At 67.4% G+C, this 21,140-nt stretch carries 23 protein-coding genes; 6 read left to right on the plus strand and 17 right to left on the minus strand.

What is annotated here, in order from left to right:
- Positions 1–19 precede the first annotated feature (19 nt).
- Genes erpA through CRO39_RS05255 form a run of 3 tightly spaced genes read left to right on the plus strand, consistent with a single transcriptional unit; the run spans position 20 to position 2,316 of the window.
- Positions 20–406 (plus strand): iron-sulfur cluster insertion protein ErpA, encoded by a 387-nt coding sequence (gene erpA, locus CRO39_RS05245; protein WP_097121292.1) that lies wholly within the window; start codon positions 20–22, stop codon positions 404–406.
- A 56-nt stretch (positions 407–462) separates the two neighbouring features.
- Positions 463–1,386 carry an NAD(+) diphosphatase gene (nudC, locus tag CRO39_RS05250; RefSeq protein ID WP_244904253.1) on the plus strand — a complete coding sequence of 308 codons (924 nt, stop codon included), beginning with the start codon at positions 463–465 and terminating at the stop codon, positions 1,384–1,386.
- Between the two features lie 36 nt (positions 1,387–1,422).
- Complete coding sequence (locus CRO39_RS05255; RefSeq protein ID WP_097120844.1) at positions 1,423–2,316, plus strand: cobalamin biosynthesis protein; 894 nt, start codon at positions 1,423–1,425, stop codon at positions 2,314–2,316.
- A gap of 539 nt (positions 2,317–2,855) precedes the next feature.
- Here CRO39_RS05255 and CRO39_RS05260 read toward each other — a convergent pair.
- The 10 genes from CRO39_RS05260 to prmA form a co-directional block, all read right to left on the minus strand.
- A complete protein-coding gene (locus CRO39_RS05260) occupies positions 2,856–3,260 on the minus strand; it encodes a DUF2752 domain-containing protein (protein WP_097120845.1) in 405 nt (134 codons plus the stop codon).
- An 18-nt stretch (positions 3,261–3,278) separates the two neighbouring features.
- On the minus strand, positions 3,279–3,605 hold the full coding sequence (locus CRO39_RS05265; protein WP_097120846.1) for a CD225/dispanin family protein: 327 nt from the start codon (positions 3,603–3,605) through the stop codon (positions 3,279–3,281).
- Between the two features lie 123 nt (positions 3,606–3,728).
- Positions 3,729–4,022, minus strand: a complete 294-nt coding sequence (locus tag CRO39_RS05270) for a CD225/dispanin family protein (RefSeq protein WP_238394494.1) — start codon at positions 4,020–4,022, stop codon at positions 3,729–3,731.
- 111 nt (positions 4,023–4,133) lie between these two features.
- Complete coding sequence (locus CRO39_RS05275; protein WP_097120847.1) at positions 4,134–6,047, minus strand: MFS transporter; 1,914 nt, start codon at positions 6,045–6,047, stop codon at positions 4,134–4,136.
- Positions 6,048–6,143: 96 nt separating this feature from the next.
- Positions 6,144–7,430, minus strand: coding sequence for a phosphoribosylamine--glycine ligase (gene purD, locus CRO39_RS05280; RefSeq protein ID WP_097120848.1), 1,287 nt, complete (start codon positions 7,428–7,430; stop codon positions 6,144–6,146).
- Complete coding sequence (locus CRO39_RS05285) at positions 7,427–8,296, minus strand: DNA-methyltransferase (RefSeq protein WP_202926244.1); 870 nt, start codon at positions 8,294–8,296, stop codon at positions 7,427–7,429. Before CRO39_RS05285 ends, purD begins: the two co-directional genes overlap by 4 nt.
- Positions 8,297–8,303: 7 nt before the next feature.
- On the minus strand, positions 8,304–9,887 hold the full coding sequence (purH, locus tag CRO39_RS05290; protein WP_097120849.1) for a bifunctional phosphoribosylaminoimidazolecarboxamide formyltransferase/IMP cyclohydrolase: 1,584 nt from the start codon (positions 9,885–9,887) through the stop codon (positions 8,304–8,306).
- 88 nt (positions 9,888–9,975) lie between these two features.
- On the minus strand, positions 9,976–10,248 hold the full coding sequence (gene fis, locus CRO39_RS05295) for a DNA-binding transcriptional regulator Fis (RefSeq protein ID WP_097120850.1): 273 nt from the start codon (positions 10,246–10,248) through the stop codon (positions 9,976–9,978).
- A gap of 143 nt (positions 10,249–10,391) precedes the next feature.
- Positions 10,392–11,435, minus strand: coding sequence for a DUF3426 domain-containing protein (locus tag CRO39_RS05300; RefSeq protein WP_238394493.1), 1,044 nt, complete (start codon positions 11,433–11,435; stop codon positions 10,392–10,394).
- Positions 11,436–11,493: 58 nt separating this feature from the next.
- Positions 11,494–12,414 (minus strand): 50S ribosomal protein L11 methyltransferase, encoded by a 921-nt coding sequence (gene prmA / locus CRO39_RS05305; protein ID WP_097121297.1) that lies wholly within the window; start codon positions 12,412–12,414, stop codon positions 11,494–11,496.
- Positions 12,415–12,674: 260 nt separating this feature from the next.
- Between prmA and CRO39_RS05310 the strand changes: the two genes are divergently transcribed.
- Both CRO39_RS05310 and CRO39_RS05315 read left to right on the plus strand, forming a co-directional pair.
- Positions 12,675–13,637, plus strand: coding sequence for a hypothetical protein (locus CRO39_RS05310; RefSeq protein ID WP_097120851.1), 963 nt, complete (start codon positions 12,675–12,677; stop codon positions 13,635–13,637).
- The gene (locus CRO39_RS05315) at positions 13,634–14,011 is read left to right on the plus strand and encodes a hypothetical protein (protein WP_097120852.1); all 378 of its coding nucleotides are present in this window, start codon (positions 13,634–13,636) and stop codon (positions 14,009–14,011) included. The genes CRO39_RS05310 and CRO39_RS05315 overlap by 4 nt, the downstream gene beginning before the upstream one ends.
- 43 nt (positions 14,012–14,054) lie before the next feature.
- Here CRO39_RS05315 and accC read toward each other — a convergent pair whose 3' ends face one another.
- The 7 genes from accC to cutA all read right to left on the minus strand — a co-directional run bounded on the left by accC (position 14,055) and on the right by cutA (position 20,611).
- Complete coding sequence (accC, locus tag CRO39_RS05320) at positions 14,055–15,422, minus strand: acetyl-CoA carboxylase biotin carboxylase subunit (protein WP_097120853.1); 1,368 nt, start codon at positions 15,420–15,422, stop codon at positions 14,055–14,057.
- A gap of 140 nt (positions 15,423–15,562) precedes the next feature.
- Positions 15,563–16,039: an acetyl-CoA carboxylase biotin carboxyl carrier protein gene (accB, locus tag CRO39_RS05325; RefSeq protein WP_097120854.1), complete on the minus strand. Its 477-nt coding sequence runs from the start codon at positions 16,037–16,039 to the stop codon at positions 15,563–15,565.
- Positions 16,040–16,098: 59 nt separating this feature from the next.
- A complete protein-coding gene (locus tag CRO39_RS05330) occupies positions 16,099–16,500 on the minus strand; it encodes a lysozyme inhibitor LprI family protein (protein WP_097120855.1) in 402 nt (133 codons plus the stop codon).
- A complete protein-coding gene (aroQ, locus tag CRO39_RS05335; RefSeq protein ID WP_097120856.1) occupies positions 16,497–16,949 on the minus strand; it encodes a type II 3-dehydroquinate dehydratase in 453 nt (150 codons plus the stop codon). Before aroQ ends, CRO39_RS05330 begins: the two co-directional genes overlap by 4 nt.
- Before the next feature lie 419 nt (positions 16,950–17,368).
- Entirely contained in the window at positions 17,369–17,965 is a 597-nt protein-coding gene (locus tag CRO39_RS05340; protein ID WP_097120857.1) for a TlpA family protein disulfide reductase, read from the minus strand.
- Positions 17,962–20,283: a protein-disulfide reductase DsbD family protein gene (locus CRO39_RS05345; RefSeq protein WP_097120858.1), complete on the minus strand. Its 2,322-nt coding sequence runs from the start codon at positions 20,281–20,283 to the stop codon at positions 17,962–17,964. The genes CRO39_RS05340 and CRO39_RS05345 overlap by 4 nt, the downstream gene beginning before the upstream one ends.
- A 4-nt stretch (positions 20,284–20,287) precedes the next feature.
- Positions 20,288–20,611 carry a divalent-cation tolerance protein CutA gene (gene cutA, locus CRO39_RS05350; protein ID WP_097120859.1) on the minus strand — a complete coding sequence of 108 codons (324 nt, stop codon included), beginning with the start codon at positions 20,609–20,611 and terminating at the stop codon, positions 20,288–20,290.
- 209 nt (positions 20,612–20,820) lie between these two features.
- On the opposite strand from cutA, the gene groES reads away from it, so the two are divergent.
- On the plus strand, positions 20,821–21,111 hold the full coding sequence (groES, locus tag CRO39_RS05355) for a co-chaperone GroES (protein ID WP_097120860.1): 291 nt from the start codon (positions 20,821–20,823) through the stop codon (positions 21,109–21,111).
- Positions 21,112–21,140: the final 29 nt, after the last annotated feature.

A 21,140-nucleotide genomic window follows, 5' to 3' on the forward strand; every position in this document is an offset into this window, starting at 1 on the left:
TGCCCTCATCCTGATGCGCATGACTACTGTCGTTCCCCTTCCCGCCGGCCGCGCTGCGCCGGACTACCAGTCGATCGATCGTCCGCTCGACTTCAGCGCTTCGGCTGCGGCCAAGGTGCGCGAGTTGATTCAGGAAGAAGGCAACGCGGCGCTGGCGCTGCGCGTCTATATCCAGGGCGGCGGTTGCTCGGGCTTCCAGTACGGGTTCGAGTTCGACGAGAACCGCGCCGACGACGATCTGGCGGTGGACACCGATGGCGTCACCTTGCTGGTGGATCCGCTGAGCCTGCAGTACCTGATGGGCGCCGAGGTCGACTACAGCGAAAGCCTGCAGGGCGCGCAGTTCGTGATCCGCAATCCCAACGCCAAGACCACCTGCGGCTGCGGCAGCAGTTTCAGCATCTAACCGCGTACCCGCCGCAGCCAGACGTGACAGGGACTTCGCCGCCTTCCGATGTCTTGTTGTCCGGTTTCGCCTTTGCCGGCGACCCGCTGGATCGCGCCGATCACCTGCGCGACGACGCGGCAGCGCTGGCGGCGATGTGGCCGCAGGCGCGCATCCTGGTGCTGGACCAGGAGGGTCAGGCCTATGCCGACGCCGACGGCTCGCTGCAGGCGCCGAGCGGGGCGGAACTGGGGGGCGGCCCCGGTGCGGCGATTTTCCTGGGCCTGAAACAGGACGTGGCGTGGTTTGCCGTGGCCGGCGATGCGCTGGCCTATACCGCGCCGCAGCGCGTGGGATTGCGGCGCGCGGCCGCGGCGTGGCCGGCGTTCGAGTCCGGCGCGTTCGCGCTGGCGCGTGCGCTGCTGCACTGGCAGTCGCGTACGCGCTACTGCGGCATCTGCGCCGGCGCCATCGAATTCCGCCGCGCCGGCTATCTGGGCCATTGCAGCGGTTGCGGCGCCGACCAGTATCCGCGGGTGGATCCGGCGGTGATCGTGGCCGTCAGCGATGGCCAGCGCCTGCTGCTGGGCCGGCAGCCGGGCTGGCCGGCACGGCGCTATTCGGTCGTGGCCGGTTTTGTCGAGCCTGGCGAGACCCTGGAACAGACGGTCGCCCGCGAGGTGCTGGAAGAAACCCGGGTGCGCGTGCGCAGCAGCCGCTACCTGGCCGCGCAGCCGTGGCCGTTTCCTGGCGCGTTGATGCTGGGCTTCACCGCGCAGGCCGAGCCGGATCCGCCGCAGGTGGACGGCGTGGAACTGGAGGACGCGCGCTGGTTCAGCGCCGAAGAAATCGGCGCAGCGCTGCGCCGCGACCAACACGACGATGGCCAGGGCATCCTGCTGTCGCCGGCCATTTCGATCGCGCGCTCGCTGATTGAACATTGGTACGCCGGTGCAGTCGGCAGTCGCGGCGCCGAATCGCCTGCTCAGACCTCACCTTAACAAGCGCAGGCTAGAATCCGTTCAGGGAGGGTTCGCATGTCCGTTACGCTGATTGCGGTGGTTGTCGCGCTGGTGCTGGGGCATGTGGCGCCTGCGCTGGTGACCTCCGCCCGGCAGTTCCACTGGTATGGGCAATGGCTGCGCTGGTGGGACGGACAAGCTGCCGAAAGCAGCTTCTGGCGCGGCCCTTACGGCATCACGCTGGCATTGCTGCCGCCGCTGCTGGCGGTAGCGCTGCTGCAGTGGCTGTTGCGGGAACCGTTGTTCGGCATCCCCGGCCTGCTGTTCGGCATCCTGGTACTGGTCTATAGCTGGGGCCCGCGCGATCTGGACGTGGACGTCGAAGCCATCATCGATGCGCACGAGCCGCAGGCGCGCCGGGAAGCCATTGCCCGGCTATGGCCGCAGGCCGATACGGCCGCCGCCGACGGCCCGGCGCTGGTCGAGGCGGTCTTCCAGAATGCGCTGCGGCGCTGGTTTGGCGTGCTGTTCTGGTTCCTGCTGCTGGGTCCGGTGGGCGCGTTGGCGTATCGCCTGGCCGCGCTGGCCGGCGAAGACCGGTTTTCGATGCTGCTGCCGGTGGGAACGCTGGCGGGGGCGCGCCGGTTGCTGGCCGTGCTGGAATGGCCGGTTGCCCAACTGATGACGCTGGCGATGGCGCTGGTGGGCAACTTCGACACCGTATTCAATGCCTGGCGCCAGGCGGGCGGCAATACCTGGCAGCTGGAAACGGGGTTTCTGGGCAACGCGGCGCGCGCCAGCGTGCGTTGCGAGCTGGATGAGGAAGCCGAGGAATATGCCGGCGAAGGCATGGTGCAGACACTGCGCGAATTGCCCGAACTGCGCGATGCGATGAGCCTGGTCTGGCGCATCCTGCTGTTGTGGATGGCGCTGATGGCGCTGTTCGTGATTGCCGGCTGGGTCAGCTGACCTCCGCTTCGCGAAAGGAAGCTGCTGCGCAGCGCGTGGGGAGCCGCGCCACTACGAAGGTGTTCACGATCTCGCAACCGCGCGCCGCAGGGCGAAGCAGCGGCCAACCGGCCCAAATCGGCTCTACAAAACACGATGCAAAGCACGAACAGAATCCTTGTGGGAGCGACGTAAGTCGCGATGGAAGCATCACATCGCGACTTACGTCGCTCCCACAAGGTAGCCGCTTGCGTGCCGCCGGAGAGCGCGAACAGGTTCTTGGAAGCGCGCCGCAGCGCGTGGTGGACTTGCCGCTGACACGGCTGCTGTTCTATCAGCCCGGTGCCAGCAGAGTAAATGGAAACCGCGCCACTGCAGCAGGAGGGCGCCAATGAGGTAAAGCGCGCCGCAGCGCGTGGGGAGCCTGCCGCCGATACGGCTTCGCGGTTAGCCCGGTGCCAGCAAAGTAAATGGAAACCGCGCCACTGCAGCACGAGGGCGCCAATGCAACAGAGCGCGCCGCAGCGCGTGGTGGACTTGCCGCTGACACGGCTTTGGGATCAGCCCGGTGCCAGCAAAGTAAATGGAAACCACGGCAGGTTTCTGGCAATCCAATACGCCGGCAGCACCACCAGCCAGAACTTCGGTTCGCCGACCACCCGCATCAGCGGTTGCAGCCAGCGCGGTTGCCAGCCGTAGGCGGCGGCTACCAGCAACGGCATGACCGGCAGCATCAGCATGGCCAGCGGATTCATCGAAAACGCGCCGGCGATATCGCCATGCACCAGCGCGTGCAGCGCGCGGGTCAGCCCGCAGCCGATGCAGAAATAGCCGGTAAAGGCCTGGAACATGCACGGCGGGAACGGACTGCCGGCGGCGTTGGGATCGTAGGTGCGCAGCAGCCAGACCCCGGCCGGGACCGCGATTGCGGCCCCGGCCAGGGCTGCGATATGCCATGGACGCATCGCAGCTGCCATTGCGGCTTACTGGTACTGCTGCATCATCTGCAGGTAAGCATCCATGCCGCCGGTGGCGAACATGACGATGTTGATCAGCAGGCCGATGATGGCCAGCGCGGTCGCCACCCAGCACCAGATCTTGGCGTTGGCCGAAGAACGGCGTGCGCCTTCGATGTCGCCCTGGTTGAGCTTGCTGTTGACCTGCGAGGAGAACACGATGGCGACGATGCCGATCAGCCCAAGCGGGCAGCACAGGCAGGTGGCCAGCACGGTGGAAATGATCGACCACGCCAGATAGTTGGGGATACTGCCGTGTGCCTGTGCTTCGGGAAAAGGAGGGGTGGCGCTCATCGGGATACTCCGTGTGGTGATGACGAGAGGAAGGGTTGCGGGGGTAGTCTAGGGCCTGTTGACGCCGGCGATAAGTCGCCTGGTACTCCGGCGCGCGCCAGGCGGTGGTGCGTGGCTGGCCATTCAGCCGGCCAGTACGCTGAGGCCGCCAACGACGAAAGCGAAAATCAGGTACAAGGTCAGCGGAACGATGGCAACGCAGGCCGACAGGACGGCCCAGAACTTGGCCTTGCGCGAGGTTTCCAGCGCGCCGGCGATATCGCCGGCCGCGCGCTTGCCGTCGACCTGGGCGGCGTAGACGATCGAAACGATGCCCATCGGCAGACAGCAGAACAGCGTGGTCAGGATGGCCCAGACCAGATGGTTGGGGATATAGGGCGCAGTGGCTTGCGGCGGCAGCGGCGGTACAGAGCTCAAGACGATGATCCAGGTGCGTTCGGATCCGGTGCCGGCGAGCGGCCCCGGACGGATATGTTGATGGCTTTCCCCAGCCGTTAGCCTAACCGACGCCGCCGCGCAGGCAAAGCGTCAGGCCGCATCGCCGCGCAATTCGCGCACGCTGGCTTCCAGTTGCTCCGCGGTTGCGCCGGCGCCGTCGACCGGCTCGGCGGCGGCCACTTCCACCAGCGCGCGGAAGCGCCGCGGTACCCGCATGCGATCCAGGCGGCCGCCTTCGGCGCGCGCGCTGCGGCGGCTCCACATGCTGGCCCACATGCCGCGCAGCGCCATCGGCACCACCGGCACCGGGCGGCGCTCGAGGATCTTCTCGACCCCGGACTTGAACGGTGCGATGGCGCCGTCCCGGGTCAATGCGCCTTCCGGGAAGATGCCGACGATCTCGCCATTGGCCAGCGCCGCGTCGATCTCATCGAAGGCGCGCTGCATCAGCTCCGGGTTTTCGCGGGCGCCGGCAATCGGGATGGCCTTGGCGGTACGGAAGATCCAGCTCATCACCGGGATGTTGAAGATCTTGTAGTACATGACAAAGCGCACCGGCCGAGGAATGCTGGCCGCCAGGATCAGCGCGTCCATGTAGCTGACGTGGTTGCACACCAGCAGCGCGGGCCCTTCATCCGGCACGTTCTTCTCGATGCCGTGCAGGCGCAGCCGGTACAGCGTGCGCACCAGCAGCCAGCTGAGAAAGCGCATCAGGAATTCGGGCACGATGGTGAAGATGTACAGCGCGACGACGGCATTGGCGATGGCCAACGCCAGCAACACCTGCGGAATCGTCCAGCCCAGCCCGCGCTGCAGCGCGATGCCGACGATGGCCGCCAGCACGATGAAGCCGGAGTTCTGGATGTTGAGCGCGGCGAACACGCGCGACATCTCCGAATTCGGGCTGCGGCTCTGGATCAACGCGAACAGCGGCACCACGAAGATGCCGGTGAACAGGCCGATGCCCAGCAGGTCGACGATCAGGCGGATGCTGCCGGGCTGCTGCAGGAACGCGGCCAGCTCCAGCCCGCCTACCGGCGCCAGGCCGGGCCGGGCGAAGTACAGGTCCAGCAGGAATGCGCTCATGCCGAAGGCGCCCATCGGCACCAGGCCGATTTCGACCGTGCGCGCCGACAGCTTTTCGCACAGCAGCGAGCCAACGCCGGTGCCGACCGAGAACAGCGCCAGCGCGAACACGTACAGCGCGGCCGAATCGGACAGCCCGCCCAGGTGCAGTTCGGCATAGGCCGGCAGCTGCGAGGTCAGCAGCGTGCCGAAGAACCAGAACCACGACACGCCCAGGATGGCGTTGCGCACCGCCAGCTGGCGCTTGGCCATGCGCAGCACCGCCAGCGATTCGGGCAGCGGATTCCAGCGGATTTTCAGTTCCGGCGCGCCGGCTTCCATGCGCGGAATCAGCCGCGCCATCAGGTTGCCGGCCACGGCCAGCAGCACGATGGCGATGGCGGCCGTCTGCGGGCCGTGCTGGCCGGCGATCTGGAAGATCATGCCGCCGGCGATCATGCCGCACAGGATGGAAATCGATGTGCCCATCTCGACCAGGCCGTTGCCGCCGGTGAGCTCCTCGGGTTTGAGGATGGAGGGCAGTACCGAGTATTTCACCGGGCCGAACAGCGTGGACTGCACGCCGGTGCAGAACAGCGCGATCAGCAGCACCGGCATGTTCTGCAGCAGGAAGCCGACCGCCGCCAGCGACATGATGGCGATTTCCATTGCCGTGGTGATGACGATCAGCCGCTGCTTTTCCAGCTTCTCGGCAATCTGGCCGGCAATGGCCGAAAACAGGAAGTACGGCAGGATGAAGATCGCAGGCGCCAGCATCGCGTACAGCGAGCGTTCCTCGGTGCTGGCGCCCAGGAAGATCAGCAGCCCGATGATGGCCTGCCGGTAGACGTTGTCGTTGAAGGCGCCCAGCGACTGGACGGTGAAATAAGGCAGGAACCGCCGTTGTTTCAGCAGCGAAAACTGGCTGTAGCTGGACATGCGCCCTCCGTGGGTTCGGCGCAGCCTAGCAGATCCGTTTTCCGTTCTGGCTATGGTGCGTCCAAGCGGCCTGGGTACCGCCGCTCGGCAACCGGCTCAGCCCTGCTCGCGCGCGATGGCGCGCCAGCCGATGTCGTGGCGATGGAATTCGCCGGGCCAGGAGATGCCCGCCACCTCCGCGTAGGCCTTGCGTTGGGCCTCGGCGATGCTGTCGCCCAATGCGCACACGCACAGCACGCGGCCGCCCGAAGTGACCGCATGGTCGCCATCCAGGCGGGTGCCGGCATGGAAGACCTTGGTGTCGTCCACATCGGGCACGTCCCAGCTGTTGACCACATCGCCCAGGCGCGGAGTGTCCGGGTAGCGTTCGGCCGCCATCACCACGCCCAGCGCGGGCCGCGGGTCCCACTGCGCGGAGGCCGCATGCAGTTTCCCGTCCAGCGCGGCTTCGATCAGATCCAGCAGGTCCGATTGCAGGCGCATCATCACCGGCTGGGTTTCCGGGTCGCCGAAACGCACATTGAACTCGATCACCTTGGGCGCGCCGTCGGCGTCGATCATCAGGCCGGCATACAGAAAGCCGGTGAACGGAACGCCGTCGGCGATCATGCCTTGCACGGTCGGATCGACCACCTCGCGCATCACCCGTTCGTGCACTTCCGGCGTCACCACCGGCGCCGGCGAGTACGCGCCCATGCCGCCGGTGTTGGGGCCGGTGTCGCCGTCGCCGACGCGCTTGTGATCCTGGCTGGTGGCCATCGGCAAGGCGGTGCGTCCATCGACCATGCTGATGAAGCTGGCTTCCTCGCCTTCCAGGAATTCTTCGATGACCACGCGCGCGCCCGCCGCGCCGAACGCGTTGCCGGCCAGCATGTCGTGCACCGCCGCCTCGGCTTCGGCCAGCGTCATCGCCACGATCACGCCCTTGCCGGCAGCCAGGCCGTCGGCCTTGACCACGATGGGCGCGCCCTTGTCGCGCAGATAGGCCAGCGCCGGCTCGACCTCGGTGAACACCGCATAGAAGGCGGTGGGAATGCCGTGGCGGGCCAGGAAATCCTTGGCGAACGCCTTGCTGCCTTCCAATTGCGCGGCCGCTGCGGTGGGGCCGAAGATGCGCAGGCCTTCGGCGCGGAAGCGGTCGACCACCCCGGCGACCAGCGGCGCCTCGGGACCGACCACGGTCAACGCGACGTCTTCGCGCCGGGCCAGTTCGACCAGCTTGTCGATCTCGGTGGCGCCGACGTCGACGTTGCGGCAGCCATCTTCGCGTGCGGTGCCGGCGTTGCCGGGCGCCACCAGCACTTGGCTCACGCGCGGGGATTGGGCCAGCTTCCAGGCCAGCGCATGTTCGCGGCCGCCGGAACCGATGACGAGAATTTTCATGGAGCGCCTGCCGCCTTCAAACGGGAAGTGGTGAGTTTGACGTATTCCGGGTCCAGCTCACTGCCGACATAACGGCGGCCGCTGCGCAGCGCGGCCACGCCGGTGGTGCCGGAACCGTTGAACGGATCGAAGATGCTGTCGCCGGGATTGGTGGAAGCCTCGATGCAGCGCAGCAGCAGTTCCACCGGCTTCTGGGTCGGATGGCGGCCGTGCGACTTCTCGTCCTTGCCCGGTGCGGTCAGCCGCCATACCGACTTCATCTGCTTGCCGTCGTTGTCGGCCTTCATCTGCCGGTAGTGGAACAGATGCTTGCTCTTTTCGGTCTTGGCCGCCCAGATCAGCGTTTCGGTGGAATGGGTGAAATTGCGGCAGGCAAGATTCGGCGGCGGGTTGGGCTTTTCCCAGATGATGTCGTTGAGCAGCTTCATGCCCAGCTGTTGCATCGCATAGCCGACCGAATGGATGACGTGATGGGTGCCCGAGACCCACAGCGTGCCGTTGGGCTTGAGCGCCTGCTGGCAGCGGCGCAGCCATTCGGTGTTGAACTCGTGGTTGAGCTCGGGACTGCGGCTGCGGTCCCATTCGCCCTTGTCGACCTTGACCATCTTGCCGGCGTGGCAGGTGATGCCGCCGTTGGAAAGGAAGTACGGCGGATCGGCGAAGACCATGTCGAAGTAGCCATCCGGGTGCCGGTCGATGATGCGGTCCAGCAGCTCGAAGCAGTTGGCGTGGTACAGCACCGCCCGCTGCGCGGCATCCACGTAGGCCAGCTTGTTGGGCGAAGTGGCGGTTGCGGCAAATGCGCCCAGACCCAGCGGGTCGGATTTTGCCGGACGCCTGGCTGCGGATTTCACCGGGGCGGGCATGCGCGGGTCAGTGCCGGAAATGGCGCACGCCGGTGAACACCATCGCAATGCCATGCTCGTCGGCCGCGGCGATGACTTCGCCGTCGCGCATCGATCCGCCCGGCTGGATGACGGCCTTGATGCCGGCGGCGGCGGCGGCGTCGATGCCGTCGCGGAACGGGAAGAACGCATCGGAAGCCATCGCCGAACCTTCGACGACCAGCTTCGCGTCGGCGGCCTTGATGCCGGCGATGCGCGCCGAATACACCCGGCTCATCTGCCCGGCGCCGACGCCGATGGTGCGGTTGTCCCGGGCATAGACGATGGCATTGGATTTGACGTACTTGGCCACGCGCCAGGCGAACAGCAGATCGCGCAGTTCGGCCTCGGTCGGCGCGCGCCGGGTGACCACCTTCAACTCGTCCAGCGTCATGCCGCGGTTGTCGGCCGACTGCAGCAGCAGGCCCGAACCGATGCGCTTGCTGTCGTAGTTGTTCCGGCCATCGCCATGCGGAATCTTCAGCACGCGCACATTGGCCTTCTTGGTCGCGTAGTCCAGCGCGCCTGGCTCGTAGTCCGGCGCAATCAGCACCTCGACGAACTGGCGTTCCAGGATGACCTTGGCGGTGGCCGCGTCCAGCGTGCGGTTGAAGGCGATGATGCCGCCGAACGCGCTGGTCGGGTCGGTGGCGTAGGCCAATTCGTAGGCATCGCCGCAGGCCACGCCTACCGCCACGCCGCAGGGATTGGCGTGCTTGACGATGACGCAGGCCGGCGCGTCGAACTGGCGCACGCACTCCCAGGCCGCATCGGCATCGGCCAGGTTGTTGTAGCTCAGTTCCTTGCCCTGCAACTGCTGGAAGGTGGCCAGCGTGCCGGGCACCGGATACAGGTCGCGGTAGAACGCGCCGGACTGGTGCGGGTTCTCGCCGTAGCGCAGATCCATGACCTTGATGAAATTGGAATTCATCTGCGCCGGGTATTCGCTGCGCGCCGGCACCGCGGCCGCGGTGTCGGTCACCGCCGACAGGTAATTGCTGATGGCCGCGTCGTACTGGGCCACCCGGTTGAAGGCGGCCACCGACAGCGCAAAGCGCGTGGCTGCCGACAACGCGCCGTCGTTGGCGTCCAGTTCTTCGATGATGGCGCCGTACTGCGCCGGATCGGTAGCCACCGCGACGCGGGCGAAGTTCTTTGCCGCCGAACGCAGCATCGCCGGGCCGCCGATGTCGATGTTCTCGACCGCATCGGCCAATGTGCAGTCGGCCTGGGCGGTGACCTGTTCGAATGGATACAGGTTCAGCACCAGCAGGTCGATCGCGGCGATGCCGTGTTCGGCCATCACCGCTTCGTCCAGGCCGGCGCGGCCGAGCAGGCCGCCATGGACCCGCGGATGCAGCGTCTTGACCCGTCCGTCCATCATTTCCGGGAAACCGGTGACCTCGGCCACGTCGCGCACGGCCAGGCCGGCGTCACGCAAGGTCCGGGCGGTGCCGCCGGTGGACAGCAGTTCGACATCGCGTGCGGCCAGCGCCTTGGCCAGATCGATCAGGCCGGTCTTGTCGGAAACGGAAAGCAGAGCCCGGCGGATGGGCGTGAGATTGGCGGTCATTGGCAGGCGAAGCGGAAGGGAAGCGGCAATTATAGCCGTGGCGCCTTCCGGCCGACGGCTGGCACCACCCGGCGCGGCGAATCCGCGCTCAGACCAGACCGTAGTCCTTGAGCTTCTTGCGCAGCGTGGCGCGGTGGATGCCCAGCATCGATGCGGCGCGGCTCTGGTTGCCTTCGCAGTGGTTCAGCACTTCGACGAACAGCGGGATCTCCATCTCGCGCAACACGATTTCGTAGACGTCATCGGCGTCGCAACCGTCCAGATCGCGCAGATAGCGGCGTACGGACTGGGCAACGTGCTCGCGCAGCGGCGGCCTGGGCGCGGCGCGGGTGCTGTCTGGGCGGGTGGAGGCGGCGTTCACACGAATCCCCTGATGCAACTGGATAGAAGATCCGCCTGTGCGGTTGTGGACCTTCGGCGGGGGGACGAGTCTAGCGCCTGAGCCCGGCCGGCGCATCCGGTTTATGCAAAATCTGCTTTGGATTGCACCTGCGGCGGCATGCCCTAACGAAAGTCGAACGAGTAGGCGACCACGTTGGCGCTGGGTTCGCGTATCCGCACGGCGACCTGGGCGCTTTGCCCGGCGGCGATTTCGCTGCTGTCGACAGACGCGTCCAGGTACTCGGCCGGCAGCAGCGCGCGCGCGCCCAGGGTGCGGCCGTCGGCGTCCTTCAGCGTCAGCAGCAGCACCGGCCAGGGTTGCGGCCAGCGCGCATCGTTGCGAAAGCTCGCCTGCGCCTGCAGCGTGCCCGGTGCTTCAGCGACGGGCCGGACATCGCGGCTGAGCATCACAAAGGCTTCCGGCTCGCGCCATGGCGGCAATGAACAGCGCAACACGCCGCACATCGACATCAGCAGCGGGCGCCAGCCGGCATCCATCGCCAACCGCGCGCGGTCGGCCAGCAGCACCTGTATCGCCAGCAGCAGTGTCAAGGCGCCCAGCAGCCACCACGGCCCTTTTGCCGTCCCCGTCTGCACCGCAGTGGTGCGTTGGCTGCGGACGAAACTGGGGCCGCGACTGCGGGCGGCTGCCTGGCTGGCGACCGGGGCAACGATTACCGAGGAGGCCGTGCCTTCATCGCCATGCGCGCCCGTCGCTGCGTCGACCGATGCGCTTGCGCGCGGCTCGCTGGACAGCGCTGTTTCGTCCGCGAGCATCCCGGCGCTGGCGGCAGGCGATAGTGGCGCGGATGCCGCCGTCGCCTCCGGTGCCGTGCCGGCTTCCGATTCGGTGTCGGCCGAGGCGGCCGCCGCAGGCGCATCCGTTGTCGAAGCCGGCGGCGTTGCCTCCTCGACGGGCGGTCCGACCTCCGTTGCGGGCTCGATGGCGGACCCGGCCACCTGCGTCGGCGGCGGAGCCGCGGCCGGCGCTTCGGTGCCGCGCAACAGGCTGGCAAAACTGGGTGCGACCGGCATGGCCGGTGCGGTGTTTTCGTCGCTCGCCGGCATCTGCAGCGCGCCGTCGCAACGCGGACACAGTTCCGGCGGCTGCCGCGACTGCGGATGGGGGGCGACCAGTTCGTGGCAGTGAGGGCAGGCGATGAACATGCGGCTATTCAATCATGCCGGGGTACCCGCGTGCGCGTCGCATCAAGGCCGTCTCCGCTCACGCCCTGCGTACACCGTCGATGCGCATCCAGTCGCCGTCGCGATGGGCGGCGAGTCCGTCGAACCATGGCGCATAGCGTTCCAGCAATTCGCCTTCCTGCCCATGCAGGATGCCGGACAGGGCGATGCGCCCGCCCGCGGCCACGCGCGCAGCCAGGGTTTCGGCCAGCGCGTCCAGCGCCGAGGCCAGGATGTTGGCCACGACGATCGGGTAGCTGGCCTGCGGTTCGTCTTCGGGCAGGTAGACCGACAGGCGGTCGCCGACCTCGTTGCGCGCGGCATTGTCGGCGGTGGCGATCAGCGCCTGCGGGTCGTTGTCCACGCCGACGGCCTGCGCGGCGCCCAGCTTCAGCGCCGCCAGCGCCAGGATGCCGGAACCGCAACCGAAATCCAGCACCTCGCGGCCTTGCAGTTGGCCGGTATCGGCCAGTTGATCCAGCCAGCGCAGGCACAGCGCGGTGGTGGGATGGGTGCCGGACCCGAACGCCAGTCCGGGGTCGAGCCGGATCACGGCGGCGCCGGCGGTAGCGGCCTGCTCGGGCAGGGCGTGATTCCACGGCACGATGAAGGTGCGCTTGCCGAACCGCATCGGCTTGAACTGGTCCAGCCAGGCGCGCTCCCAATCCTGGTCTTCGACGGTGCGGAAACTGGCGCCGGTCCACGCCAGGCCGGGGTCGAAGGACTCCAGCGCCGCCAGCAGCGCCAGCGCATTGGTCTCGGCCGGAAACAGCGCGGTCAGCACCAGCGCATTCCACAGCGGCGTCTGGCCCACGCCGGGTTCGAGAATGGCGTGTTCGTTGCTGGTGTCGGCATCGGCATCCAGCAGCGTGACCGACAGCGCGCCGACATCCTCCAGTGCGTTTTCGTAGCGCGGCTGTTCGGATTCGGCGCAGCGGAGGGAAAGTTCCAGATAGGGCATGGTGCGATGCGGCGCGGTGGCGCCCTGCGGCTTGCGGGAAGGTGCCGGCGGATCGTAACCGAATGGCCCGGTAGCGGCCCGCATGCGGCTGGAGGCCTCTGCCGTGGGCCGTGAACGGTCGCGCCGGCGGATTCGTTTACACTGCCGCCCGTCATCCGTTGCGATAGCGAGAACGGGCACGAAGCGCCCCCTGCCGCCATGAGCTTGTCAGACCTCAATAGGCAACTGGTGTTTGCGCACCGACCGGAGCCGGCGACCTGATGCCGCGCCTGCTGGCCCGACCCTCATCGCCCGTATCGGCCAGAACGCTGTTGCTGTTGGCGATGATCGGCTTGCTGGCGCTGTTGCTGCTGTGGAAACGCGGCTGGGAGCATGCCGCGCCCGCAGGAACGGTGGGGCGCCAGCAGGCGCCGTCGCTGGATTCGCCTTCACCGCTGCCGGTGGCCGATAGAAGATCGCCGGGCATGGCGCGCGCCGCCGCCAGGGGTGCGGCCACGCTGGTTGGCGAGTTCGAAACCGCGCCGGATCTGTATGCGCTGGCGCAGCGCCTGGCCGCGCGCGAGCATGCCGGGGATCCGCAGGCGTTGTGGATCGTCAGCCGCATCTACGACTACTGCGCCGCGTTCGCGGCGGACCCGGCCGGATATTCCCGCGATACCCGCACCCTCGCCGAACTGCGGCTGGCCAGCGGCGCGTCGATGCTGGCGGCCCGCGAACGGGTCGGCCGGCGTTGCGCGCGTTTCGTTCCCGGCGACGATCTTTCGCCGCAGCGGATCGACGGCAAGCGCAGGCAGGCGGCCGAAGCCGGAAGTCTGGCCGCCGAAGCGTCGCTGCTGGCGCTTGGGCGGCCGTTGATCGACAGCGAAGAATACATACGCCGATTGATCGAGCGCGTGGTCGAGTCGCAGGATCCTGAGGCCTACGTCGCAATATCGCCGGCGATGGGACTGCCGGCGAGCGGGCAGGAGGCATACTTCGGCGAGATATCGGGTACGCCGCTGACCGAACTGAGCTGGCTGGTGGCCGCCTGCAGGCTGGGCCAGGAATGCGGCCCCGGCGGAACGCTGATGACGACCTACTGCGCAGCCGGCGGGATCTGTTCCAAGGACGATTCGCAGGATTTCGAAGCCTTCGTGCGCGATGCGGGCGTCTCACGGCAAAGCGCCGAGGATTTGAATGTGATGGTGGATGATCTGTTGTACGGCACTGGAGTCATGAAATGAATCGCACACGGCTCGTACAGAGGGCGAAATCCTGGTTCTGGATTCTGTTGTTCGTGTCCTATACCGCAATGGCGGCCACGGTGGTGATCGATACGCTGAGTCCGAAGTACCACCGGCTGACCCAGGTGGCGGTGACGTCGGTCGAATCGCCCGAACCGGCCCGCGCGCTGGGCGCGGCGCAGGCTGCCGCCGTGTATCGCGCCTCCAGCGGCGCGCCGTTCTCCTCGCTGCCGCCGGGCAGCACGTTCCGCATCGTCTGGCCGGATGGCTCATCGGAAACGGTGATGGTGGTCAATCCCGCCTCCAGCGCCGGCACGCGGACGCTGAAAGGCAGCCAGCAGCCCGCGCCCGTGCCGAACTCCGGACCGCGCTGACCGCAAAGAAGAAAGGATCCATTCCCCTCACGCGCGCGAACGGCTACACCAGCGCGATCGACTTGTTCTTGCGTTCGGCCAGGCGCTTTTCCAGGTAGTGGATGTTCTGGCCGCCGGCCTGGAAGCCCTGGTCGCGCATGATGCGCTGCTGCAGCGGGATATTGGTCTTGATGCCGTCGACGACCATTTCGCTCAGCGCCACCCGCATGCGCGCGATGGCGGTCTGCCGGTCCGGACCGTGCACGATCAGCTTGCCGATCATCGAATCGTAGTTGGGCGGCACGCGGTAGCCTTCGTAGATATGCGTGTCCACGCGCACGCCGGGACCGCCCGGGGCGTGGAAATGCTGGATCAGGCCCGGGTTGGGCATGAAGGTTTCCGGATCCTCGGCATTGATGCGGCATTCGATGGAATGGCCGCGCAGCACGATGTCGCTCTGCTTGATGCTGAGCTTGTGGCCGGCGGCGATCTTCAGCTGCTCGCAGACCAGATCGATGCCGGTGATCTGTTCGGTGACCGGATGTTCGACCTGGATGCGGGTGTTCATCTCGATGAAGTAGAAGCGGCCGTTTTCGTACAGGAATTCGAACGTGCCGGCGCCGCGGTAGCCGATGCGCAGGCAGGCTTCCACGCAGACCTTGCCGATCTCGGCGCGCTGCTCCTCGCTGATGCCGGGGGCGGGCGCTTCCTCGACCACCTTCTGGTGGCGGCGCTGCATCGAGCAGTCGCGTTCGCCGAGATGGATGGCGTTGCCCTGGCCATCGGCCAGCACCTGGATCTCCACATGGCGCGGGTTCTCGAGGAACTTCTCCATGTAGACCTCGCCATTGCCGAATGCCGCCTTGGCCTCGGACTTGGTGGTGGAGATGGCGTTGCCCAGCGCCGCCTCGGCATGCACCACGCGCATGCCGCGGCCGCCGCCGCCGCCGGCGGCCTTGATGATCACCGGATAGCCGATTTCGCGCGCGATCTTGGTGTTGGCGACGATGTCCTCGCCGAGCGGACCGCCGGAGCCGGGCACGCACGGCACGCCGGCGGCCTTCATCGCCCGGATCGCTTCGACCTTGTCGCCCATCAGGCGGATGGTGTCGGCCTTGGGGCCGATGAAGACGAAGCCGGACTGCTCCACCCGTTCGGCGAAGTCGGCGTTCTCGGACAGGAAGCCGTAGCCGGGATGGATCGCCTGGGCGTCGGTGACTTCCGCTGCGGCGATGATCGCCGGCGTGTTGAGATAGCTGTCGGCAGAGGCCGCCGGGCCGATGCACACCGACTCGTCGGCCATCGCCACATGCTTGAGGTTGCGATCGACGGTGGAATGCACGGCCACGGTGCGGATGCCCATGGTGTGGCAGGCGCGCAGGATGCGCAGCGCGATTTCGCCGCGATTGGCGATGACGACTTTATCTAGCATGGGATGGGGTTCCGAAGCATGGGATGTCTTCGGGACCGGGGACCGGGGACCGGGGACCGGGAAGAGCAAGAGCCAAGCGCGAGCGCTTTTCGGCTTTTGCCTTTCCCGGTCCCCGGTCCCCGGTCCCCGGTCCCGGCTGTTCAGCCGATCACGAACAACGGCTGATCGAACTCGATCGGTTGTCCGCTTTCGGTCAACACCGCCAGCACGGTGCCGGAAACATCGGCTTCGATCGGGTTGAACATCTTCATCGCTTCGATGATGGCCAGCGTTTCGCCGGCCTTGACCGCCTGGCCGACGCTGACGAACGGCGGCTTGTCCGGCGACGGTGAGGCGTAGAACGTGCCGACCATCGGCGCGCGCACGACATGGCCTTCGGGCAGGTTGCTGGCGGCCGGCTTGGCGCTGCCGCCGGTGGAGGCCTCGGTGGGCGAACTCATCGGCATCGGCGCCGCCGGGCGCGCTTCGACGTGCGTCACCACCGGCGCCGGCGCGGCGTAGTTGCCCTTGGGTACGCGTGCCAGACGCACCGACTCCTCGCCTTCCTTGATTTCGATTTCGGCGAGGTTCGATTCTTCCAGCAGGTCGATGAGTTTCTTGATTTTGCGGAGATCCATAGGGGCCTCTTGGTTTTGACGGCGGTGCCGTCCGGGATTGAATGGCTGGCCGGGACCGGTCAGCGGATTTCGAAATGCTCGTGCAGCTGGCGCTCGCGCGCGCTGATGTGGCCGGCCAGGCAGTGCAGCCGCGCGCTGTTGCGGCCGCTGCCGTCGGAATGGAACGCGTAGGCCGACTCGCAGTCCGCATCGCGGAAGGCGGCCCAATGCCGTTGCGCCTGGGCCAGGGCCAGTTGCGCGTTGCCGCAGGCGGCGGCACTGACCGGGCAGGCCTGTTCGTCGGCCAGGCTGCGCAACACGCGCTGGTACAACGCATCCAACTGCGCCTGGGCCTGTTCCACCGCCTGGGACTGGCACAGATCGCTTTCCATCGTCGACAGCGGCGGGTCGCAGCCCACCGGGTCGGCCCAGGCCGGGACCGCCATCGCTGCCAGTCCCAGCGCTGCCAGCAGCGTTCTCATGCCGCGGCGCTCCCGGCCAGCCGCTGCAGTGCCGCATCCAGCGCATAGCGGTAGCTGTCGGCACCGAAGCCGCAGACCACCCCGACCGCCAGATCGCTGAAATAGCTGTGATGGCGGAATGGTTCGCGGCTGTGCGGGTTGGACAGGTGGATTTCGATGAACGGCAACGCCACCGCCGCCAGCGCGTCGCGCAGCGCCACCGAGGTGTGGGTGAAGGCGGCCGGATTGATCAGGATGAAGCCGGTGCCGTCGTCGCGGGCGGCCTGCACGCGGTCGACCAGTTCATGTTCGGCATTGGACTGCAGGCTGGACAGCGCATGCCCGGCCGCCGCAGCCTGGGCGGCCAGTCCGGCGTCGATGTCGGCCAGGGTCGCGCGGCCATAGATCTCCGGCTCGCGGCTGCCGAGCAGATTGAGATTGGGGCCATGCAGAACCAGCAGCTTTGCCATCGAGCACTCCAGCGGAAGGGCGGCAGTCTGCTTGAAGCCGGCGATACTGTCCAGATCGCCGAAGTTCGTCGCGTTTTAAGTGCTTGTTTGAAAACAGCCAGGAGTGAGAAATGAGGAGTGAGAAATGAGAGGTGAGGAACGAGGAGTGAGGAGTGAGGCCTGGCCTGAGGTTGGGAGTTGGTATAGAGAGGAGAGCTCCCTTTCATCAAAAGGGGCGCGCGTCAGCCGGCGCCGGGGAATTGCTTTGGCCGTTGCCAAAGAAAATCCTCTCAATCCCGCTTTTACAGCGATCTTCAACAGCCGAATGGCTGGTCAAGGGCGGAAGGCAAAGCGGAACCTATCTCGTTCCTCGTTCCTCGTTCCTCGTTCCTCGTTCCTCACTCCTCACTCCTCACTCCTCACTCCTCATTTCTCGCTCCTCATTCCCCCGCCCAGCCGCTGATTTCCCCATGCCGGAACGGGCCGATCTTCTGCTTGGCGATGCGGCCGTCGGCCCCGATCAGCACGGTGTACGGCAGCACGCCCTTGCGATTGCCCAGCCAGACGCTGGCGTCGGCCGGGCCGGGCGTGTCCAGCACTATCGGGTAGGCGACCGGAATCCGGCCCAGGAAATCGCGCACCGCGTCCGGGGTATCCAGCGCCAGGCCGATCACCTGCACGCCGTCGGCGGGCTGCGATTTGGCGAACCGGTCCAGCTCCGGCATTTCCTCGATGCAGGGGCCGCACCAGCTGGCCCAGACGTTGATCAGCAACGGCCGTCCGCGGTAGTTCGCAGCCAGATCGACGATGTTGCCGTCCAGATCAGGCAAGGCGATCGATGGCATCGGATCGCCGCGGCCGGCCACCGTTACCCCCGGCGGTGGCGCTGGCGCATCGGCTTCCATCACCGCCTGCAGCGCGCGCTGGCCGGGTTCGCTGCGCAGCAGCGGGCTGCCGCCGTACCACAGGCTGGCCAGCACGCCGAGCGCGCCGGCGGCCACGGCCACCGCAACCACCCGCAACGGCGTCACCTTCATTGCGCCGCCCGCTCCAGCGCCTGGCGCACGCGGCGGTGGGTCAGCACGGTCGGCAGCACTTCGCCGGCGCCGCCGCTGCGCGGGTAGACCACATACAGCGGCACGCCGACCGCCTTGTGCGACTCCAGGAATGCGGTGATGGCCGGGTCGACATTGGTCCAGTCGCCCTGCATCAGCACCGCATCATGCTGCCGCATCAGTTCGCGGAAGGCATCGGTGTTGATGACCGCGCGCTCGTTGGCCTTGCAGGTCACGCACCAGTCGGCGGTCATGTCGACGAAGACGATGCGGCCTTCGGCGCGCAGCGCGGCCAGCCGCTCGGCCGAATAGGCCACGGTGCCGGCGACCGCTTGCACGGCGGCGGCATTGCGCGGCAGGCGCTGCGCCATCGCCAGCGGCACCAGCGCGGAGACCGCCAGCAGCACCGCCAGCGCGCGCTGCAGCGGCGCGCTGGCCATACGCACCCGCTGGAACCACCACAGTCCCGCCGCCAGCAGCACCATACCGGCCAGCACCAGCGCCAGCGCATCGACGCCGCGCTGCTTGCCCAGCACCCACAGCAGCCAGATCGCGGTCAGGTACATCGGAAACGCCAGCGCATGCTTCAGCGTTTCCATCCAGGCGCCCGGGCGCGGCAACCGGTTGGCCAATGCCGGCACGAAACCGATCAGCAGGAACGGCAGCGCCAGTCCCAGGCCGAGCGCTGCGAATACGGCCAGCGCCAGCGGCGTGGGACTGGCGAACGCGAACGCCAGCGCCGCGCCCATGAACGGCGCCGTGCATGGACTGGCAATCACCACCGCCAGCACGCCGGTGAAAAAATCCCCGGCCGGCCCGGAGCGCCGGGTCAGCGCCGCGCCGGCACCGGCCAGCCGGTAGCCGATCGCGAACACCCCCGACAGGCTCAGGCCGACCGCGAACATCACATAGGCCAGCAGGCCGATCACCAGCGGTTGCTGCAACTGGAAGCCCCAGCCCAGCGCCTGCCCGGCCGCGCGCAAAGCGATGGCCAGCGCGCCGATGGCGATGAAGCTGACCAGCACGCCGGCGGTGTACCAGAGCGCGCTGCTGCGCGCGTGCCCGCCGCTGCGGCCGCTTTCGGCCAGCGACAGCGCCTTCAGCGACAACACCGGCAACACGCACGGCATCAGGTTGAGGATCAGCCCGCCGCCCAGCGCCAGCAGCAGGGCCAGCAGGAAACTGGCGGGCGCGCGCGAGTTGCCGCGCAGCAACTGTTCCGGCGGCGTGGTGCGCGGAACGTCGGCGGCGGATTCATCCGCGGAATCGGTGGCGGACGGATCGCCGGCGACGCCGGCTGCGGCATCTTCCCCGGCGGCGGCATCGATGCCAGCCGGCGACGACAGCCCGGGCACGGTCGGTGCGGCGGTGACCGGTTGATCGGCCGGGGTGATGCTGCCTGCCGGTATCGACAGCGCGACCTGCCGGGTCATCGGCGGATAGCAGATGCCATCGTTCTGGCAACCCTGGAACGTCACCTGCAGCATCGCATCGGCCGGCCTGGCGTGGTTGCGCCGCAGCGGCACCGGCACTTCCACCTGGTCGAAATAGACGGTGACCTCGCCGAAATGCTCGTCGCGGTGGGGCACGCCTTTCGGCCAGCGCGGCGCCTGCAGTGCGATGCCGTCGGCGCCTTGCAGCGTCATCGTCGTGCGATCGCGGTACAGGTAGTAGCCGCGGGCCGGCGTAAACCGCAGCAGCAGCTGGTTGCCGTCGAAGGCGATGGCCTCGAATGCGAACGCCTGCTCCTGCGGCAGCGGCAGCGCATCGCTGCCGGCAGGCGGGTCGAACTGCGGCGCGGTGGATGCCGCACCGGGCAGCGACAAGCGCCCCAGCGGCGTGAAGCCACCGCTCCGGGTTGCGCCGGCCGCCGGCAAGGCCACGGTCAGGGTTCGGGTCTGCGGCGGGTAGCAGATGCCGGCATCGGCGCAGCCCTGGTACTTGATCGTCAGCGCGACGCTGTCGGCACCGGCATCGGCGCTGCCGGGCAGGGTGGCAGTCAGCTGGCCGCGGTAGGTTTCGACATCGCCGAAGAATTCGTCGGTGTACGCCTTGCCCTTGGGCAGTTGCAGCGGCCCGCCGTCGAAGCCGGGGCCGGCCTGCACGCTGGTGCGGTGCCGGTAAAGGTAGTAGCCGTCGGCAATCTTCCACTGGACTTCGATACGGTCGCGGCTGGGCGCGGCGGCGCTGAGCGCGAAGGCCTGGTCGACCGGCAGCAGATCGTCCAGGTCCGCCGCCTGCGCGGGCAGGGCGGCCAGGCACAGGGTCAGCGGGGCCAGCAAGCGGCGCAGCGATATCATCGGATCAGGCGTCCTCGGCGGTCTGGGAGGCGACCCAGTCCAGATAGGCGGGCAGGCCGGCCCCGGCTTCGACCGCCAGCACCTCCGGCAGTTCATAGGGATGCAACTCGGGAATGCGCCGGATCAGCTTCTCCAGCCGCGCACCGCTGGTCTTGATCAGCAGCAGGACCTCGCTGGCGCGTTCGACCCGGCCCTGCCAGCGGTAGATCGCAGCCACTCCGGGCAGCAGATTGACGCAGGCGGCCAGCCGCTCCTCCACCAGCGCATCGGCGATGCGCTCGGCGCTGGCGGCATCCGGGCAGGTGCAGAAGACAAGGCGAACAGTCATTGGGCAGGGATTATCGCAGACCCGGGCAGGGCTCTTCCGCGGAAAATTTGTCGCAGGCGGGCCCTTGAATCGCAGTCGAAGGCCCCAACATCTGGGCAATCCGGCGCTCGTGCCGGGTTTTTGCGCCCGCGTTGCTGGCACTCGTCATGTGCGAGTGCTAACATCGCCGCCCCTTTCCCAGTCCAATCAATCACTTAAAGAGGATTGAAATGAGCAATATCAAGCCGCTGTACGACCGCGTGGTCATCAAGCGTACCGAAGAAGAGAAAGTTTCCGCCGGTGGCATCGTGATCCCCGATTCGGCGACCGAAAAGCCCATCAAGGGCGAAGTCATCGCCGTCGGCGAAGGCAAGGTGCTGGACAACGGCAACGTGCGCGCGCCCAAGGTCAAGGTTGGCGACCAGGTCCTGTTCGGCAAGTACAGCGGCACCGAAGTGAAGCTGGACGGCACCGACTACCTGGTGGTCAAAGAAGACGACATCTTCGCGATCCTCGGCTGACGCCGAGGCGGGAATGGGGAATCGGGAAC

It is taken from the genome of Pseudoxanthomonas wuyuanensis, assembly GCF_900215535.1.
Classification (GTDB): Bacteria; Pseudomonadota; Gammaproteobacteria; order Xanthomonadales; family Xanthomonadaceae; genus Pseudoxanthomonas_A; species Pseudoxanthomonas_A wuyuanensis.

Excerpts from the sequence above, each read along its gene's own strand:
- CRO39_RS05300 (WP_238394493.1), bottom strand. The coding sequence starts at position 11,435 with ATGTTCATCGCCTGCCCTCACTGCCACGAACTGGTCGCCCCCCATCCG.
- CRO39_RS05275 (WP_097120847.1), bottom strand. The coding sequence starts at position 6,047 with ATGTCCAGCTACAGCCAGTTTTCGCTGCTGAAACAACGGCGGTTCCTG.
- purH (WP_097120849.1), bottom strand. The coding sequence starts at position 9,887 with ATGACCGCCAATCTCACGCCCATCCGCCGGGCTCTGCTTTCCGTTTCC.
- accB (WP_097120854.1), bottom strand. The coding sequence starts at position 16,039 with ATGGATCTCCGCAAAATCAAGAAACTCATCGACCTGCTGGAAGAATCG.
- CRO39_RS05310 (WP_097120851.1), top strand. The coding sequence starts at position 12,675 with ATGCCGCGCCTGCTGGCCCGACCCTCATCGCCCGTATCGGCCAGAACG.
- CRO39_RS05330 (WP_097120855.1), bottom strand. The coding sequence starts at position 16,500 with ATGAGAACGCTGCTGGCAGCGCTGGGACTGGCAGCGATGGCGGTCCCG.
- erpA (WP_097121292.1), top strand. The coding sequence starts at position 20 with ATGACTACTGTCGTTCCCCTTCCCGCCGGCCGCGCTGCGCCGGACTAC.
- aroQ (WP_097120856.1), bottom strand. The coding sequence starts at position 16,949 with ATGGCAAAGCTGCTGGTTCTGCATGGCCCCAATCTCAATCTGCTCGGC.
- prmA (WP_097121297.1), bottom strand. The coding sequence starts at position 12,414 with ATGCCCTATCTGGAACTTTCCCTCCGCTGCGCCGAATCCGAACAGCCG.
- CRO39_RS05315 (WP_097120852.1), top strand. The coding sequence starts at position 13,634 with ATGAATCGCACACGGCTCGTACAGAGGGCGAAATCCTGGTTCTGGATT.
- CRO39_RS05265 (WP_097120846.1), bottom strand. The coding sequence starts at position 3,605 with ATGAGCGCCACCCCTCCTTTTCCCGAAGCACAGGCACACGGCAGTATC.
- purD (WP_097120848.1), bottom strand. The coding sequence starts at position 7,430 with ATGAAAATTCTCGTCATCGGTTCCGGCGGCCGCGAACATGCGCTGGCC.
- groES (WP_097120860.1), top strand. The coding sequence starts at position 20,821 with ATGAGCAATATCAAGCCGCTGTACGACCGCGTGGTCATCAAGCGTACC.
- CRO39_RS05260 (WP_097120845.1), bottom strand. The coding sequence starts at position 3,260 with ATGCGTCCATGGCATATCGCAGCCCTGGCCGGGGCCGCAATCGCGGTC.
- CRO39_RS05255 (WP_097120844.1), top strand. The coding sequence starts at position 1,423 with ATGTCCGTTACGCTGATTGCGGTGGTTGTCGCGCTGGTGCTGGGGCAT.
- cutA (WP_097120859.1), bottom strand. The coding sequence starts at position 20,611 with ATGACTGTTCGCCTTGTCTTCTGCACCTGCCCGGATGCCGCCAGCGCC.
- CRO39_RS05285 (WP_202926244.1), bottom strand. The coding sequence starts at position 8,296 with ATGCCCGCCCCGGTGAAATCCGCAGCCAGGCGTCCGGCAAAATCCGAC.
- CRO39_RS05340 (WP_097120857.1), bottom strand. The coding sequence starts at position 17,965 with ATGAAGGTGACGCCGTTGCGGGTGGTTGCGGTGGCCGTGGCCGCCGGC.
- CRO39_RS05345 (WP_097120858.1), bottom strand. The coding sequence starts at position 20,283 with ATGATATCGCTGCGCCGCTTGCTGGCCCCGCTGACCCTGTGCCTGGCC.
- accC (WP_097120853.1), bottom strand. The coding sequence starts at position 15,422 with ATGCTAGATAAAGTCGTCATCGCCAATCGCGGCGAAATCGCGCTGCGC.